1 protein-coding gene (cut by a window edge) is annotated in these 18,481 nt (G+C 51.4%); it reads left to right on the forward strand.

Annotation, left to right across the window (positions count from 1 at the left end; translation table 11 throughout):
* Window positions 1-18,481, forward strand: partial view of a non-ribosomal peptide synthase/polyketide synthase gene (locus tag MKY35_RS12275; RefSeq protein WP_342446516.1) — the 5' portion only. It continues 23,822 nt past the right edge of the window; only the first 18,481 of its 42,303 coding nucleotides appear in the window; the start codon lies at window positions 1-3; its stop codon lies off the right edge, out of view.

Raw genomic sequence — 18,481 nt, forward strand, 5'->3', positions numbered from 1 at the left:
ATGACTCAGCACAATGTTCAACTGTTTGCATTAAGCCAACCACAGCAACGTATTTGGTACACGGAGCTTGTGTATCCCAATCGCAACACGTCTACGATTATTACTACTGTTAAAATCAAGGGAACGGTTCGCATAGATGCATTGCAGCAGGCAATGAACCGGGTTATTGCACGAAATGATTCTTTTCGTATCAAAATCACGGTTCGGGACGGTATTCCCTATCAATATGTTGAGCCGTTTGCTACTCAAAGCATAGAAACGCTTCAGGTTACCCCGGAGGAAGCTGAGCTATGGGTCAGCCATCACAACGCACAGCCGTTCCCCTTACTGGATTCGCAGCTGTATCGGTTTACTATTTTGCAGCTGGGGGCAGAAGACACCTGGTTTAGTTTCAAGATGCATCATATTATTTCGGATGGCGTTACCATGGAGCAGGCCATTAATGAAATTACGGGGAATTATATGAATATTGTGCATGGTACAGGTTCAGATGCGCCGGCCCCAGCGAACTCATATCTCGATTTTATTCAGACAGAGCAAAGCTATGAGCAATCAGAACGCTATCAAAAGGATAAGATGTACTGGACGGAGAAATTTGCCAATTTGCCGGAGGTTACAGGTTTAAAATCGTACAATCCGCTCACAGTAAGCACGGCTGCACGCCGGGAGACCTATACACTGGAGCACGAATTATATCGTGGTGTCACGGCTTTTTGCGAGGCGCATAACATCAGTATTTTTACATTTTTCCTGGCTGCTCTGTATATTTATTTACATAAAACGACAGGTGAACAAGATTTAACGGTTGGTACATTGTATGCTAACCGTACATTGAAGAAGGAAAAAAATACAATGGGCATGTTCGTCAGCACTGTGGCTACACGTTTGCAAGTTGAGCCGGAATCCGAGCTGCTTACTTTCCTACAGGGTGTTGGCAAGGAGCAGTCGTCCATTTTGCGGCATCAGCGTTATCCGTATAACCAAATCATACAGGATTTGCGTGAACAACAAAGCGGCACGGATATTGGCCGCCTGTTTGGCGTTACCATTCAGTACCGTACGCTGAGCTTCTCTCGTTTTGATGAAGCTGTTCAGCAGGTGCATACCGATTTCTGCGGAGATACAGTGAGTGACTTTGATATTGCCATGATTGATATGCTGGATGACGATAAACTTGTATTGCAACTGGATTATCGGACCGAGCTGTTCAGCGAGCAGGAAATCGCCCGAATTATTCGTCAATTCTTGAGTGTGGTAGAGCATATGGTGAAAGGGCCACAGCAGCGGATTCAGGAGTTGTCACTGATGAGTGACAAAGAGCGGGCACAAATTATGAATGTATTTAATGCGACCACAGTTCCCTTTCCAGACGATGTGGGGATTCATGAGTTATTCGAGAAACAGGCAGAATGTACACCAGATCAGACAGCGGTTATGTTTGGAAGTCAGAGTCTGACTTATCGGGAACTGAATGAACGGTCGAACTCATTGGCACGAATGCTTCAAGCACAGGGAGTAGGACCTGACAAGCTGGTCGGCCTGATGATGCAGCGCTCCGTGGAAATGATCGTAGGCCTGCTGGCTGTTCTAAAAGCAGGCGGTGCTTATGTGCCGATCGATCCTGAATTTCCGTCATCTCGTATTCAATACATGCTGGAAGACAGCAAGGCTGCAGTGCTTCTGACCAGTCGTGATCTGTTGGAAGAGCATCATTGCAATGCCAATGCAATATTTCTTGAGGATGCAGCATTGTATCAGGGAGAAAGCAACAACCTGGAGACGATTGCTCGCCCAGAGCATTTGGCTTACGTCATCTATACCTCTGGATCGACCGGAAATCCAAAAGGAGTTATGCTCCAGCATCGTTCGGTACTGAACTTTATTACCGGGATGCATGAAATCATTGACTTTGAAGCTGGCAAAACCATTTTGTCACTCACGACCATTTCATTCGATATTTTCGTCTTGGAAACCATCTTGCCACTGTTGGCTGGAATGACGGTTGTGCTTGGCGACCATCAGCATCAGGTGGACCCTCAGGCGCTGGGTGAGTTGATTGCTCATCATTCTATAGACATGTTGCAAATGACACCATCCCGGCTACAGATGCTGCTGGATCATGAAGCTGGTTCCCACGCGCTGCGAGGCGTGAAGGAAATCATGGTGGGAGGTGAAGCCCTTCCGTCCAAGCTGCTCGCAGCACTGCAAGAAATAAATGGTCCCCGTATTTATAACATGTACGGACCTACAGAAACGACGGTTTGGTCGACCGTACAGGAACTGACTCATGCTCAAGAAATTAATATAGGACGTCCGATCGCGAATACCCAAATCTATATCATGAATGCGAGCGGGGAATTGCAGCCAGTCGGTATGCCGGGCGAGTTATGTATTGCGGGGGAAGGATTGGCCCGTGGGTATTGGAATCTCGAAGATCTGACGGCAGAGAAATTTGTGGAAAATCCGTTTGCCGGAGGCAAAGAGGGCTATGAACGGATGTACCGTACAGGCGATTTGGCGAGATGGACACTGGATGGCAATATTGAATATTTGGGACGAATGGATCACCAGGTTAAAATCCGTGGCTACCGGATCGAACTGGGCGAGATCGAATCGCAGCTATTGCAGGTGGAATCGGTACGAGAAGCGGCCGTCGTGGCCCGTACGGACGAAACAACGGGCCAAAAACAAATGGTGGCATACTATGTGGCTAGTCAAGCACTGGAAGCCAGTGAACTGAGAAGTGAGCTGGGGCGGGAGCTACCAAGCTATATGGTGCCGTCGTATTTCATCCGGTTGGAGCAGATGCCGTTGACACCGAATGGTAAAATTGACCGCAAGTCCCTGCCAGCACCAGAAGGCAGCCAGCAAAGCGGAGCGGCATATGAAGCGCCGCACACTGAGCCAGAACGGGCACTCGTAGCAATCTGGCAATCCATCTTGGGCGTGCAAACCGTTGGTATTTTGGACAATTTCTTTGATCTAGGCGGCGATTCCATCAAGGCGATTCAGATCGTATCCCGTGCGTTTCAGGCAGGCTACAAGCTGGATATGAAGGATTTACTTCGGTGTCCAACCATCGCAGCCGTAGAGCCGCATATGGCAAGTCGTATGGCAGATCAAGGAGAAGTGAGCGGGGAAACGGCATTGCTTCCGATCCATCATTGGTTTTTTGAACAGAAGCAAGTAGACGCGCATCACTTTAATCAGGCGGTTATGCTGTACCGGGAGCAGGGCTTTGACGAAGCTGCTTTGCGTCAGGCGCTTATCCAGTTGACGGAGCACCACGATGTATTGCGGATGGTGTTCAGGAAGACCGAGCAAGGCTATCAAGCGTGGAACCGTGGAATACAGGAAGGCGAGCTGTATCATCTGGACGTACAGGACTTTAGGGCTTTGACGGATGAAGCCCTCCTGAGTGCGAAGATTGAAAAGAAAGCAACTGAAATTCAAAGCTACATTAACCTGTCCGAAGGTCCGCTGGTAAAGCTGGGTCTGTTCCGTTGCACTGATGGAGACCATTTGTTGGTGGCGATCCACCATTTGGTGGTCGACGGCGCCTCATGGCGTATTTTGCTGGAGGATCTGGCATCCGGCTATGAGCAGGCTTTACGGGGCGAGGCTGTCCACTTGCCTAATAAAACGGATTCCTTCCGCCTTTGGGCAGATCAGCTGTCAGCTTATGCGAACAGCACCGCGTTAGAGAAGGAACGTGCATATTGGGAGCAGGTGGAGGAAGCGGGGAAGAGTCTGACATCCTTGCCTAAGGATTACACTCGTAAATCTAAGGCTAAACCACAGTTTCGCGATGATCGGACACTAACTGTTGCGTTGACGGTTGAAGAAACAGAACAATTCCTGAAACAAGCCCATCGGGCCTACCATACGGAAGCAAATGACCTGTTGCTGACAGCGCTGGGCACCGCTATTCAGGAGTGGGCAGGCATTCGTCAGGTGCTTGTCAACCTGGAGAGTCACGGCCGGGAAGCGATTTTGCCGGATGTAGATATTACGCGCACGGTCGGTTGGTTCACCAGTCAATTCCCGGTTGTGCTGGATATGGGCGAGGAACGGAATGTGGGACGACGTGTCAAGAACGTCAAAGAAGGACTGCGCCGTTTGCCGCATAAAGGGATTGGATACGGGATGTTGAGATATCTGGCGGACGGGGAAGGAAACGCAGCTTTTGTTGCCGAGCCGGAAATCAGCTTTAACTATCTTGGCCAATTTGATCAGGATTTAAAAAATAATGCATTCCGCATGTCTCCCTATTCCGTCGGAGCTTCCATAAGTGATACGTTGACCAAGCGGTATGCTCTGGATATCAACGGCATGATCACGGACGGTGCTTTGGAACTGACGATCAGCTACAGCAACAAAATGTTTATGAAAAAATCGATTAAAAAGCTGGCTGATCTGCTGCAGGAGAGCTTGCGTGAGATCTTGGCTCACTGTGTGGCCAAAGAGCTGCCAGAGTTGACACCAAGCGACTTGTCCTTCCAGGGACTGACGGCTGTAGAGCTGGATCATATTGTGGAGCAGACGGCTGCTGTCGGAGAACTGGAAAACATTTATTCGTTAACGCCGATGCAAAAAGGCATCCTGTTCCACGGCTTAATGGAGCCGCAATCCGGAGCATTTTTTGAGCAGGCGACATTTGATTTGCAAGGCCGCTTTCAAGTGGAGGCTTTTGCCGAAAGCCTCAATCAGCTGGTGGAGCGCCATCAAATATTCAGAACGAATTTTTATAGTGGCTGGAATGAGCAGCCTTTACAGGTGGTGTACCGCCATAAAGCGGCTAAATTCCGTTTTGAAGATATACGCTTGATGGGACAAGAAGAGCAGGACGCATACATTGCTGATTTTGCTGAGCGCGACAAAGCCGAAGGCTTTCATTTCAGCTCAGGTGAGCTGATGCGTGTGTCTGTATTGCGCACAGACGAGGAGTCGTATCGCTTCTGGTGGAGCTTCCATCATATTTTGATGGACGGCTGGTGCTTGTTCCTGGTTGTCGGGGAAGCATTTCATACGTACTTTGCCATCCTCGAAGACCGTAAGCCGGAGCTTGCCCCGGTAACACCCTATAGTGAATATATCGAATGGCTGGATCGGCAGGACAACGCAGAGGCTGAACGGTTCTGGCGTGATTATTTTGCGGGCTTTGAGCAGCAGACCGTATTGCCGCAGGTCAAACAACTGGACGGTCACGCTAAAGCATATGAAGCGGACAAGCTTTCGTTTACACTGGGCCGCGAAGTAACAGAACGGATGAACAAGCTCGTCAAGCAGAAGCAAGTGACGGTCAATACCCTTATGCAAGCAGCGTGGGGCGTTGTGCTGCAGCGGTATAACAACAGCCGGGATGTGGTATTTGGCAGTGTCGTATCCGGCAGATCGGCAGATATTCCAGGCATCGACAAAATGATTGGGTTGTTCATTAACACGGTTCCTGTACGGATTCACAGTGAGAAAGAGATGACGTTTGCTGGACTGATGAAGCAGATCCAGGAGCAGGCACTGGCTTCCCGTGCCTATGAAACCTATCCGTTGTATGAAATTCAGGCCCTAACAGAGCAGAAACAGGACCTGGTGAACCATATTATGGTGTTTGAAAACTACCCGGTGGAACAGCGCATGGAGCAAATGGGCAGTCGTGGCACGAATGGCTTTACGATTGCAAATGCTTCCATGTCAGAGCAAACGAACTATGATTTCAACATTACGGTTGTGCCGGGCGATGAAATTCATGTCCATTTGGAGTACAACGCGCGAGTATTGGAACGCACAGCTGTAGAGCAAATCCGCGAGCATTTGTTGCATATGATTGAAGAAGCGATTAACAGACCAGATGCGCTGGTAGATGAGCTTGAGCTGGTGACTGCTGCGGAAAAAGCAAAAATCATCGATGGTTTTGGATCCGTGGGCGTATCCGCATGGAGTGATGAAAAGCAATCAGAAGGGTTGTTTCACGCCTATGTGGAAGAACAAGCGCAGCTTGTGCCGAATCATGTGGCAGTGGTATACGAGGAGCGGCAGCTTACGTATCGCGAGCTGAACGAGCGTGGGAACCAACTTGCTCGTAGATTACGGAATGAAGGCATTGGGCGTGAATCCATTGTTGGTATTTTGAGCGAGCGCTCGGTGGACATGATGGTCGGCGTACTGGCGGTGTGGAAGGCCGGCGGTGCATACGTGCCACTGGATGCAGATTATCCTTCAGAACGGATCCGTTTTATGCTCGAGGACAGCGGTGCGACGGTGCTGCTGACTCAAACCGGCTTGCAGGAGCGCGCACAAGCATGGCTGAATGAAAGCCAATGGGCTTTGGACGATGGAAAAGCTAAGGGTGAGCTGGAGACGGCGGTTAGCGTTGAAACAATGGAAAGAGACAGCCTGAATGAAGGCTTAAGCTTGAAATCAAATTCGGAGTCTGACAGCGAAGCAGCATCCGAATCCGCAGTGGACTTGCGTCTGCATACTGTACTGGCACTGGACGATGAGTCGCTGTACACCGGGGATGCCACGGATGTTGAACCTATCAATGAACCGCAGGATCTGGCGTATGTGATCTACACGTCCGGTACAACCGGACGTCCGAAGGGCGTCATGATCGAGCATCACAGTTTGGTAAACACAGCCGCGGCATACCGCCGGGATTACCGTCTGAACCAGTTCCCGGTACGACTGTTACAACTGGCAAGTTTCTCCTTCGACGTGTTCGTCGGCGATATCGCGCGGGCACTTTATAACGGTGGCACGATGGTTATCTGTCCAAAAGACGACCGGATTGATCCAAGCCGTCTGTACGGCTGGATTCACGATTATCAGATTACGGTGTTCGAATCGACCCCGGCCTTGATCGTACCGTTCATGCAGCATGTGCATGAACAGGGCCTTGACATGAGCAGTCTGGAACTGCTGATCACCAGCTCGGATAGCTGCAGCGTGACGGATTATCGGGTGCTGCAAGAACGGTTTGGCGCAGATATTCGCATTATGAACAGCTATGGCGTCACGGAAGCGGCGATTGACTCCAGCTTCTACGACGAAGAACTGTCAAAGCTGCCAAGTAGCGGCAGTGTGCCGATTGGTCAGGCATGGCTGAACGCACGCTTCTACATCGTGGACAGCCAGCTGAATCCGGTGCCGATCGGTGTGCTGGGTGAGCTGTGCATTGGCGGTGCTGGCGTGGCACGAGGCTACCTGAACCGTGCAGACCTGACGGCCGAGAAGTTCGTAGCGAATCCGTATGTAGCCGGTGAACGATTGTACCGCACAGGTGACCTGGCGCGGTGGATGCCAGACGGCAATGTGGACTTTATCGGCCGGATGGATTATCAAGTGAAAATTCGGGGCTACCGGATCGAGCTGGGCGAGATTGAAACGGCAATCCAGCGGGTACCGGGTGTGCGTCAAGCGGTAGTCATCGACCGGACGGATGAGCGTGGACACAAGTACTTGTGCGGGTACATCACAGGAGAAGCCGAGCTGCGGATCGAGGAAGTACAGGCCGAGCTGGAAGCAGGACTGCCAGCACATATGGTACCTGCACGCTTGATGCGTCTGGAGACCTTGCCACTGACCCACAATGGAAAAATCGACCGCAAGGCCTTGCCGGAGCCGGAAGGAAGCATCCATACCGGCGCAGCCTATGTGGCTCCACGTACTGCGGTAGAACAGGTATTAGCTTCAGTGTGGGCTGGAGTGCTGGGTGTCGAAACGGTAGGCACGCAGGATAACTTCTTTGAACTGGGTGGCGATTCGATCAAGGCCTTGCAAGTATCGTCCCGATTGCTGCAAGCAGGCTACCGAATGAACATGAAGGATCTCTTCAGCAATCCGACGGTAGCGGCGCTCAGTCCTTTGCTTCGTACAGATGGCAAGATTGCCAGTCAGGAAGAAGCAGTAGGCAAGGTAGATCTGACACCCATTCAGCGATGGTTCTTCGAGCAGCAGCCGGCTGATCTGCACCACAGCAACCAGGCGATGATGCTGTATCGAACTGGGCGCTTTGACGTCGACGCGCTGCGCCGTACGATGGAACGTATGGTCCAGCATCATGACGCATTGCGCACGGTATTCCGTGAGACGGAGCAAGGCTATGCAGCTTGGAACCGCAGTGTAGAGGAAGGCGAGCTATACACGCTGGACATTGTAGATTTTAGCGGAGTTGAAGACGAATCCACCGCTGTCAAAGCCAAGGCGAGTGAAGTTCAAGCCAGCGTTCATTTGAGCGAGGGTCCGCTTGTGAAGCTCGGTCTGTTCCATTGCGCTGAGGGCGACCACTTGCTAATCGTCATTCATCATTTGGTTGTGGACGGCGTATCGTGGCGTATTTTGCTGGAGGACTTGGCATCAGGTTATGAGCAGGCCGTTGCAGGTAAAACAGGCAAAGCTATTCTCCTGCCGCATAAAACAGATTCATTCCAGGTATGGGCCAAACAGCTGTCAGCCTACGCAAATCGTGCGACGATGGAGCGGGAGCTTGCATACTGGCAGCATATCGAACAAGCAGAAGCAAGCCTTGTGAAGCCTTTGCCGAAGGATTTTGCAAATGATAAAGCCTTGCTCGGAGACAGTGAGGTTGTGACGGTTCGCTGGACGAAGCAGGAAACTGAGCAACTGCTCAAACAAGCTCATCGCGCATACAACACGGAAATGAATGACCTGTTGCTGGCTGCGCTCGGAAAAGCCGTATATGACTGGTCTGGTTCCGAACGAGTGCTGGTCAACCTGGAGGGCCATGGACGGGAAGCCATTGTACCGGATGTGGATATTACGCGGACGGTCGGCTGGTTTACGAGCCAGTTCCCGGTTGTACTGGATGGAAGTCTGGGACAGGGCGGAAATACCGCTCGTCTGATCAAACGGATCAAGGAAGGGCTGCGTCATATTCCGCAAAAGGGCATCGGCTATGGTATTTTACGCTACCTGTCGGATCTAAATGTGCTGGAGAAAGCAGGCGTGCAGTTACAGGTTCAGCCTGAGATCAGTTTTAACTATCTGGGCCAATTCGATCAGGATTATAAAGGCAATGATCTACAGCCTTCCGCCTATTCTATTGGTGTGCCTGTCAGCACGAACGCGACTATGGATTTTGCACTGGATATCAATGGAGTAATCGAGGATGGCGAGTTGATGTTCACGATTCGCTACGGTACTACGCAATTCCACCAAGAAACGATTGCACGGCTGGGAGAGCTGCTGGCATCCAGCTTGCGTGAAGTCATTCATCATTGTGTCGCCCAAGAAAGAACGGTGTTGACCCCAAGTGATGTCCTGTTAAATCATGTAACGCTGGATGAGCTGGAGCAATTGGTGAAAGATACACAAGATCTGGGCGAACTAGAAAATGTGTATGCCTTGACGCCGATGCAAAAGGGGATGCTCTTCTTCAGCCTGATGGATGAGAATTCGGCGGCTTATTTTGAGCAGGCATCCTTTGAATTGAACGGACGGTTTGATGTGGTTACTTTCGGTAAGAGCTTGGATCTGCTCGTACAGCGTCATGAGGCATTGCGGACGAACTTTATCAGTTCATGGAAGGATGAGCCTGTACAGGTCGTCTTCCGCAACCGTAGCGGAGAATTATATTATGAAAACTTGCGCGGACTAGAAAAAGAGGAACGAGAAGCTCGTGTTGAAGCTTTTGCCATCGAGGATAAAGCGAAAGGATTCAATCTCGCAGAGGATGCACTCATTCGTGTCTCCATTTTGCAAACTGGGGATGAAACGTACCACTTTGTTTGGAGCTTCCATCACATTTTGATGGATGGCTGGTGCTTGTCCTTTATGACACAGGAGGTATTCGGTAGCTATCTGGCACTGCGAGCGGGTCATGAGCCAGCGCTGGAGCCTGTCACGCCGTTTAGTCGATTTATTGAATGGCTGGAACGTCAGGACCGTGAGGCAGCCTTGCAATATTGGCGTGGGTATCTGGCGGACTATGAGCAGCAAATTACGCTTCCCCAGCAAAAAGCACAGCCGAAATCGATGCACACCGGGGAATATGTCGCTGAAGATCTGGATTGCGAATTCCAGCCAGAGTTGGTTGCGCAGATCGAACGGATGGCAAAACAAAATCAGGTCACGATCAATACGCTGATTCAAACCGTATGGGGCGTTCTGTTGCAAAAATATAACAACAGTACGGATGTCGTGTTCGGCAGCGTTGTGTCCGGTCGTCCAGGGGATATTCCAGGTGTGGAGCACATGATCGGGCTATTTATTAATACAATTCCAGTGCGTGTGCAGTCTGAACCAGGTGAAAGTTTTGTCGAGCTGATGAAACGAACACAGCGGCAGGCGCTGGCTTCCAATGCCTACGATGCGTTCCCGCTATATGAAATTCAAGCACTAACCGGGCAGAAGCAGGATTTAATCAATCATATTATGATATTTGAAAATTATCCGGTGGAGCAGCAGGTAGAGCAGTTGGGCAGTGATGGACAGGATAAATTTACAATTTCGAACGTGGTGTCTACAGAGGAAACCAACTACGATCTGAACGTCGTCGTGATGCCGGGAGAAGGCATCAAGATTCGTTTTATGTATAACACGCTCAGCTTTGATCAAGCAGGTATTGAGCGTTTGTATAGACATTTTGCACGTTTGCTGGAGCAAATTTCGCTCAACCCGCATGTTCGGCTGGAAGAGCTGGAACTACTCACAGCAGCAGAAAAACAACAGATTACAGCGGCCTTTAATGACACCGCTTGTGCATTTCCGTCCCATCAGACGATCCATCAGCTGTTCGAGGACCAGGTGGAGTGTACGCCGGATCAGGTAGCATTGGTGTTTGGACATCAGCGTCTGACGTATCGGGAGCTGAATGAACGTGCCAATTCATTGGCACGAATGCTTCGAGCCCAGGGAGTAGGACCGGACAAGCTGGTCGGTCTGATGGTACAGCGCTCCGTGGAAATGATCGTAGGTCTGCTGGCTGTGCTAAAAGCAGGCGGTGCTTATGTGCCAATTGATCCCGAATTTCCGTCCTCTCGTATTGCATACATGCTGGAAGACAGCGAGGCTGCAGTGCTTCTAACCCGTCGTGATCTGGCAGAAGAGCACCATTGCCATCCCAATACCCTGTTTCTTGAGGATGCAGCATTGTATCAGGGAGAGAGCGGCAACCTGGAGACGATTGCCCGCCCAGAGCATTTGGCTTATGTCATCTATACGTCGGGTTCGACTGGAAATCCGAAAGGAGTTATGCTCCAGCATCGCTCGGTCCTCAACTTTATTACTGGGATGCGCGAAGCCATTGATTTTGAAGCGAGCCAAACCATGTTGTCACTCACGACCATTTCATTCGATATTTTCGTATTGGAAACCATCCTCCCCCTGTTGGGTGGAATGACGGTTGTGCTTGGTGACAGCCAGCATCAGGTGAATCCTCAGGCGCTGGGTGAGTTGATTGCTCATCATCATATTGAGATGTTGCAAATGACCCCATCTCGGCTGCAAATGCTGTTGGGTCATGAAGCAGGTTCCCGCGCGCTGCAAAGCGTAAAGGCAATTATGGTCGGGGGCGAAGCACTTCCATCCAAGCTGCTCGCAGCATTGCAAGAAATAAACGGTCCCCGTATTTATAACATGTACGGACCTACAGAAACGACGGTGTGGTCGACCGTGCAGGAACTGACCCATGCTCAAGAGATTAATATCGGACGTCCTATCGCGAATACCCAAATCTATATCATGAATGCGAGTGGGGAATTGCAGCCCGTCGGTGTGCCGGGCGAGTTATGTATTGCAGGGGAAGGATTGGCCCGTGGGTATTGGAAACGTGAAGAACTGACGGCCGAGAAATTTGTAAATAATCCGTTTGCTGGGGGCAAGACAGGCCATGAGCGGATGTATCGTACAGGCGATTTGGCGAGATGGATGCCAGACGGCAACATTGAATATTTGGGGCGGATGGACCATCAGGTGAAAATCCGGGGCTACCGAATCGAACTGGGCGAGATCGAATCGCAGCTGTTGCAGGTGGAGTCGGTACAAGAAGCGGTCATCATGGCTCGTGGGGACGAAACGGGTCAAACACAGCTCGTGGCGTACTACGTGGCGAGTCAAGAACTGGGAGCCGGTGAGCTGAGACATGAGCTGGGACAAGAACTGCCAAGCTATATGATGCCGTCGTATTTCATTCAGTTGGAGCAGATGCCGCTGACACCGAACGGTAAAATCGACCGCAAGTCCCTGCCAGCACCGGAAGGCAATCTGCACAGCGGTGCGGATTATGTAGCGCCGCGCACTGCACCGGAACGAGCGCTTGTAGCGGTCTGGCAGTCCGTCCTGGGCGTGCCAACCGTCGGTATGTTGGACAATTTCTTTGATCTGGGTGGCGATTCGATCAAGGCGATTCAAATCGTATCGCGTGCGTTCCAGGCAGGCTACAAGCTGGACATGAAGGATTTGTTCCGCTATCCCATCGTCGCAACCCTGGCACCGCATATGCATGAGGTCAGTCGTATGGCAGATCAGGGAGAAGCAAGCGGAGAAACGGCGTTGCTTCCGATCCAGCACGAGTTCTTTGCACAGGAGCAAGTGGATGCGCATCATTTTAATCAGGCGGTGATGCTGCACCGGGAGCAGGGGTTTGACGAGTCGGCTCTGCGTCAGGCGCTTGGCAAACTAACAGAGCATCATGATGCTCTGCGGATGGTGTTCAGCAAGACCGAGCAAGGCTATCAAGCATGGAATCGCGGAATACAGGAAGGTGAGCTGTATCATCTGGATGTGGTGGACTTTACGAACTTGACGGATACAGCCACGCTCAGCGCAGTCATTGAGGCGAAAGCCAGTGAAATTCAAAGGAGTATCCAGCTTCAAGAAGGACCGCTGTTAAAGGCTGGTTTGTTCCACTGTGCAGATGGGGATCATCTGCTGATGGTGATTCACCATTTGGTGGTGGACGGGGTATCTTGGCGTATTTTGTTTGAGGATTTGACTACTGCCTATGAACAGGCCATCCATGAAGAGGTGCTTCAGTTACCGGACAAAACGGATTCCTTCCGTTCCTGGTCACAAAAACTTTCCGAGTATGCGAATAGCGCAGCCATGGACAGTGAATACGCCTACTGGGAACAATTGAATGGATCCGCTTTGTCTGACCAAGTATGTTTGCCTGAGGATCAAGCGCAGGCTGACTCATTTACTTTGGCTGACACCGATACAGTGGTCTTCCAGCTTACGGAAGAAGAGACAGAGAGATTATTGAAGCAAGCACACCGTGCGTATAACACGGAAATGAACGATCTGCTTCTGACGGCTTTGGGCATGATGCTGTATACGTGGACGGGTCATGAACGCAGTCTGATTCATTTAGAGGGACACGGACGTGAGAACATTTTGCCGGATACGGACATTTCTCGTACGGTAGGTTGGTTTATGAGTCCATATCCGGTATGGCTGGACATGGGCAGTGATCCTACTTTATCGGGACGTATCAAACAGGTCAAAGAGAGTCTGCGTGATATTCCGAATCAAGGAATGGGCTACGGAATCTGGAGATATTTGAGTGAATCTGGCCAAGCCATGGGTCAGCAAGCAGATGCACTGAATCTCGCTCAACATCAAGCTTTTGCCGAGCCGCAAGTGAGCTTCAATTACCTCGGACAGCTGGATCAGGACTTGCAAAACAGCGATATCCGTATGTCTCCTTACTCGATGGGATCGGTCGTTAGTGACCGGACGAAAATGAAATATGCGCTCGATGTGAGCGGGATCGTAACGAACGGCATCCTGGAACTGGATATTCGGTATAACAGCAAAGCCTACCGCAAGGACACCGTCCAAATGCTGGCTAATCTGTTGAAATCCAATCTGCTTGAAATGATTGAGCATTGTGTCACACGGGAGCGGACCGAATTGACTCCAAGTGATGTGCTGTTTAAAGGCCTGACAATGGAGCAATTAGATACGATTAAGGAGCAGACCCAGACGGTTGGGGAATTGGAAAATGTATATCCGTTAACCCCCATGCAAAAGGGTATGCTGTTCCACAGTTTGATGAATGCAGAAACAGGCGTGTATTTTGAGCAGGCGACCTTTGATCTGGAGGGCAACTTTGCGCCATCTATATTCGAGGAAAGCTTGAAGCTGCTGGTTAGCCGGCATGCTATATTACGGACGAATTTCTATAGCGGCTGGCATGGTCAACCGTTGCAGATTGTCTATCGTCATAAAAATCCAAGCTTCCGCTATGAGGATGTCAGAGGGCGTGAACACGCTGTAGCTGAGTTTGTGGCCCAGGATAAAGCTCAAAACTTTGATTTAAGCAAGGATGCGCTCATGCGCGTAACCGTCTTCCGCACGGATGATAGCTCATACCGTTTTGTATGGAGCTTCCATCATATCGTAATGGACGGCTGGTGCCTGTCGCTGATGACGGACGAAGTATTTGGTGCATATGTTGCCTTGCTGGAGAACAAGCAGCCAGAGCTCGCACCTGTCAAGCCGTATAGTGACTATATCGAATGGTTGCAAGATCAGGATGCACAGGAAGCGACCCGTTATTGGAGTGACTATTTGGCAGGCTTTGAGCAGCAAACCTTGTTGCCTGGTGAGAATGCGCAAGCTTCTGTAGCCGCACGGGATGAAGAACCAGACGGAAGTGGTGGAAGTTCAAATTCTGGCTATGTTTCGGAAAAGCTGCCATTTATGTTGGGTAAAGAACGAAGTGCCGCATTAAAGCAAATGGCCAAGCAACAACATGTCACGATTAACACATTGCTGCAAAGTGTGTGGGGCGTTATTTTACAGCAATACAATAATCATCAGGATGTCGTGTTTGGTGGTGTGGTATCCGGTCGTCCAGCAGACATTCCGGGTGTTGAGAACATGATTGGATTGTTTATCAATACCATACCGGTTCGGATTCAAAGTGAACGGAATGCTACATTTGCTGAAGTATTGCAGCGCACACAGGAACAGGCTTTGGCCTCGGGTGTCTATGACACATTCCCGCTATACGATATCCAGGCACGGACTGAACAAAAACAAGACCTGATCAATCACATCATGGTCTTTGAAAACTACCCCATCGGGCAGCAGATGAAGCAGATGGGCGGCTCCGGTGAGACCAAGGCACAAACTGGCTTCTTGATTGCCAATGTGGCACTTACAGAGCAAACCAACTACGATTTCAACCTGATTGTCGTGCCTGACGAAGATATCTCTATCCTACTTGAATACAATGCGCTGGTGTATAACCGGTCTGCAATGGAGCGTATCCAGGGTCATATCGACCATGTCATCGGACAAATCGTGGACAACCCGCATATCCGTGTGAATGAGCTGGCATTGGTGACCCCGCAAGAACAGGCACAGATCGTTCAGGTCTGGGGCGATACGGCGGTAGCCTATCCGCAGGATCAAACGCTTAGTTCATTGTTCGAGCAGCAGGTAGCGAGCACACCGGAGCAAGTGGCAGTGCTGTGTGGAGCGGAATCGTTGACCTACGCTGAGCTGAATGAGCGCGCGAACCGTTTGGCTCGGACGCTGCGTGCCGGAGGTGTTGAACCGGATCAGCCCGTGGGCATTTTGGTTCAGCGTTCGCTGGACATGATCGTAGGCATTTATGCGATCCTCAAGGCAGGCGGAGCTTATGTACCCATCGATCCGGAATATCCGGCAGACCGCATCCGCTTTATGCTGGAGGACTCGGGCGCGAAGCTGGTGCTGACGCAATCGCATTTGGCGGAGCAAGCATCGCTGAGTTTCGACGGCCAGGTGCTGGTGCTGGATCGTCAGGAGCAGGATGGCCAAGACATTTACCACAAAGACGGTTCGAATTTGGAGCCACTGGCCGGGCCGCATCATGTAGCCTATGTCATCTATACCTCCGGCTCCACAGGAAAACCGAAGGGCGTGATGGTGGAGCATCATTCTGTGCTGAACCGGATTTTGTGGATGCATGATCGTTACGGCTTGAGTGCGGAGGATACGATCCTGCAAAAGACGGCCTTCACGTTCGATGTGTCGGTGTGGGAGCTGTTCTGGTGGTCGATGGTCGGCTCGAAGGTAAGCTTGCTGTCCGTGGGCGGGGAAAAGAACCCGGAAGACATCGTCGACACGATTGCCCGCGATGGCGTGAGCACGATGCACTTTGTACCTGCCATGCTGCATGCGTTCCTGGAGTATGTGGAGCAGCAGCCACGGGAAGTGATGCAAGCGAAACTGGCAACGCTGCGCCATGTCTTTGCCAGTGGTGAAGCATTGCCACCACAGCATGTGGCCCGGTTCCAACAGCTTGTGTCGAGCCTGGCGGGAGCGAAGCTGATCAACCTGTATGGACCAACCGAAGCGACGGTGGACGTATCGTACTTCGATTGCGAGCCGGATGGGGAATATGCGGTTATCCCGATCGGGAAACCGATTCAAAACATTCGTCTGTACATCGTGAAGGAAGGCACGGAGCAATTGCAGCCGATTGGGGTGCCAGGGGAACTGTGCATCGGTGGTGTCGGTGTAGCACGGGGGTATCTGAACCGTCCGGAGCTGACGGCCGAGAAATTTGTAGCCGATCCGTTTTCGGGTGGTGAAGCAGGATACGAACGGATGTATCGCACCGGCGATTTGGCGAGATGGATGCCGGACGGCAACATTGAATATCTGGGCCGGATCGACCATCAGGTGAAAATCCGGGGCTACCGAATTGAACTGGGCGAGGTCGAAACGCAGCTACTCCAAGTGGAATCGGTACGAGAAGCGGTGGTCATGGCTCGTACGGATGAAACGGGTCAAAAACAAATGGTCGCCTACTATGTCGCGGGGCAAGGGCTAGGAGCCAGCGAGCTGAGAAGTGAGCTGGGCCGGGAGCTGCCAAGCTATATGGTGCCGTCCTACTTTGTACAGCTGGAGCAAATGCCGCTGAGTCCCAACGGCAAAATCGACCGCAAGGCCTTGCCGGCACCGGAAGGCAGCCTGCAAACCGGAACCGATTATGCTGAGCCGCGTACCGCGCAAGAACGCGCACTGGTAGCGGTCTGGCAGTCCGTACTGGGACTGCAGACGGTCGGTATTTTGGACAATTTCTTTGATCTGGGCGGCGATTCGATCAAGGCCATTCAAATTGCATCCCGTGCGTTCCAGGCCGGCTATAAGCTGGACATGAAGGATTTGTTCCAGTATCCAACGGTTGCGACACTGGCACCGCATATGCATGAGGTCAGCCGTATGGCAGATCAAGGAGAAGTAAGCGGGGAAACGGCGCTACTTCCGATCCAGCATTGGTTCTTTGCGCAGGAGCGCGAGCGCCCGCAGCACTTTAATCAGGCGGTCATGCTCTATCGTGCCGAGGGCTTTGATGAGACGGCGATTCGCCAAGTCATGGATCACATTGTGAAGCATCATGATGCGCTTCGTACGGTTTTCCGTCAGGATTCCTCTGGTTATACGGCTTGGACACGCGGTGTAGATGAAGGCGCGTTGTATACGCTGGAAACCGAAGACTACCGTGAACAAGTAGCCTATGCGGAAGCGCTGGAAGCGAAGGTAACGGAAATTCAAAGCAGCATGGACCTGTCCGCAGGACCTTTAGTCAAACTCGGATGGTTCCGCACAGCCGAAGGCGACCATCTGCTAATCGCCATTCACCACTTGGTGGTGGACGGAGTGTCGTGGCGGATTCTGTTCGAAGATTTCTCGACAGGCTACGAGCAGGCGAGCAAGGGTGAGCCTGTACGATTGCCCTATAAAACGGATTCCTTCCAAGCATGGGCACGGGAGTTGTTCTCTTACGCCAACCGTCCTGAGGCTGCCTCGGATGAAGTTTATTGGAAGCAGCTGGAACAGGCTAAAGCGGAAGCCGCACCGCTGCCTAAGGATTTTGCCTACGAGGGCTCCTTAAACGCAGACAGCGAAGTGCTGACGGTAGAGTGGACCGAAGCTGAAACGCAGCAGCTGTTAAAGCAGGTCCATCGCGCCTATAACACCGAGGTCAATGATTTGCTGCTGACCGCGCTGGGACTGGCGGTGCACAATTGGACAGGCGCAGGACAGGTACTGGTGAACCTGGAGGGCCATGGCCGGGAAGCGATCCTGCAAGAGGTGGATATTACACGTACCGTAGGTTGGTTTACGAGCTTGTATCCAGTGCTGCTGGAGACCGGCAAGGAAATGACACTGGCTCAGCGGATTAAAGAAACCAAGGAAGGCTTGCGCCGGATTCCGCATAAAGGGCTAACCTATGGCACTTGGCGCTACTTGTCCCCTACGTTCGGATCAGGTGAAGCGTGTGCGATTGCAGAACCGGAAATCAGCTTTAACTACTTGGGGCAGGTGGATCAGGATCTGCAAAACAGTGGAATCACGTTATCGTCTTATAATGCAGGGGAGACAGAGGATGTCCATTCCCGCTTGCCGTACACGCTGGATTTAAACGCAATGATCTCGGAAGGTACGCTGCGTTTGACGATGACTTACAGCCGTAAGCAGTATCGTAAAGAAACGCTGGAACGTGTGGCAGGACTGCTGC

The sequence above is a fragment of the Paenibacillus sp. FSL L8-0638 genome (genome assembly GCF_038593075.1).
In the GTDB taxonomy this organism is placed as follows: Bacteria; Bacillota; Bacilli; order Paenibacillales; family Paenibacillaceae; genus Paenibacillus; species Paenibacillus polymyxa_D.